Consider the following 1,191-nt stretch of genomic DNA (forward strand, 5'->3'; position numbering starts at 1 on the left):
GTCATGGTTCCGGGCCGTTTCGCTAGTAGCGGGGACAGGATTTGAACCTGCGACCTCTGGGTTATGAGCCCAGCGAGCTACCGAGCTGCTCCACCCCGCGTCGGTGAACACAACATTACACACGGGTTCACACAGTCTGCAAATCGCCAGCTCAGCCGCGGTTTCGACGCAATCCACAGACCACGGAACCGCCGGTGCGAACGCGCAACCGACCCGGATGGCGCGAGGGCAACCGCGGCGACGAGCACATTCGACGTCGCGCACACAAGATTTGCCACAGGTTGACTACTTCAAACGTGACGTACTTCACTATATCGTCGTGATCTCAATCACATAACGATGCGATAACTTAGCACTGCCCCGGCGTGTTGATGCCGTTTCCCACCTGGAAAAACGGGGATATTGCTGTTATTCGCTTCATGCAATTCCGGCGTTATCCAGATGTGATCTGCTGAGATTTCTTCGTTACCGTCAGTCCACGGCCCGGATCATCCGAGACGGGCTCGAACTCGAACCGCCGAACACCGGCAACCCTGTCCCGCGGTTCGAGGATCCCCGACGACCTGGGGACAGGGACGCGGCAGTTCCATCGCCGTGCCGGCGGGCGCAGGGAGGGAAACGACCATGACTGAGAACCGGAAGATCAGCACCCGCGCCCTCGGCCTCGCCGCCATCACCGGCGCACTTGTTGCCGTCCCGTTCGCACTCTCCACCGCTTCCGCCTCCGCGGCGCCCCACGACTGGGACGGCGTCGCGCAGTGTGAGAGCGGTGGCAACTGGGGAATCAACACCGGAAACGGCTACTACGGCGGCCTGCAGTTCTCGCAGAGCACTTGGGCGGCCAACGGTGGCAAGGGCTCCGCCCACAACGCGAGCAAGGCCGAGCAGATCCGCGTGGCGGAGAACGTGCTCGCCACCCAGGGCCCCGGCGCGTGGCCGGTGTGCGGCCAGTACCTGCGCCAGGGCACCTCCGAGCCGGAGCCGCTCGTCGCGGCCGAGGAGCTGCCCGCCGTGCCGGAATCCGCCCAGCCCGCCGTGACCGCAGCCCAGTCCGCGGTCGAGCAGGCGAAGTCCGCCGCCGAGGAACTGGCCGAGCAGTACGGCCTGAAGGGCGAGTTCCAGCAGATCGTGAGCCAGAACAGCGCGCTGATCGATTCCTTCGGTCGCTGACACATCCTGCGCCGACAAAAC

At 64.3% G+C, this 1,191-nt stretch carries 1 protein-coding gene and 1 tRNA gene; one reads left to right on the forward strand and one right to left on the reverse strand.

What is annotated here, in order from left to right:
- Window positions 1–26: 26 nt before the first annotated feature.
- A tRNA-Met gene (locus ACFU5M_RS34520) sits at window positions 27–100 on the reverse strand.
- A 524-nt stretch (window positions 101–624) separates the two neighbouring features.
- Here ACFU5M_RS34520 and ACFU5M_RS34525 point away from each other — a divergent pair.
- Window positions 625–1,170 (forward strand): transglycosylase family protein, encoded by a 546-nt coding sequence (locus ACFU5M_RS34525; protein ID WP_379055828.1) that lies wholly within the window; start codon window positions 625–627, stop codon window positions 1,168–1,170.
- The last annotated feature ends 21 nt before the right edge of the window (window positions 1,171–1,191 follow it).

This window comes from Nocardia sp. NPDC057455 (genome assembly GCF_042802775.1).
In the GTDB taxonomy this organism is placed as follows: domain Bacteria; phylum Actinomycetota; class Actinomycetes; order Mycobacteriales; family Mycobacteriaceae; genus Nocardia.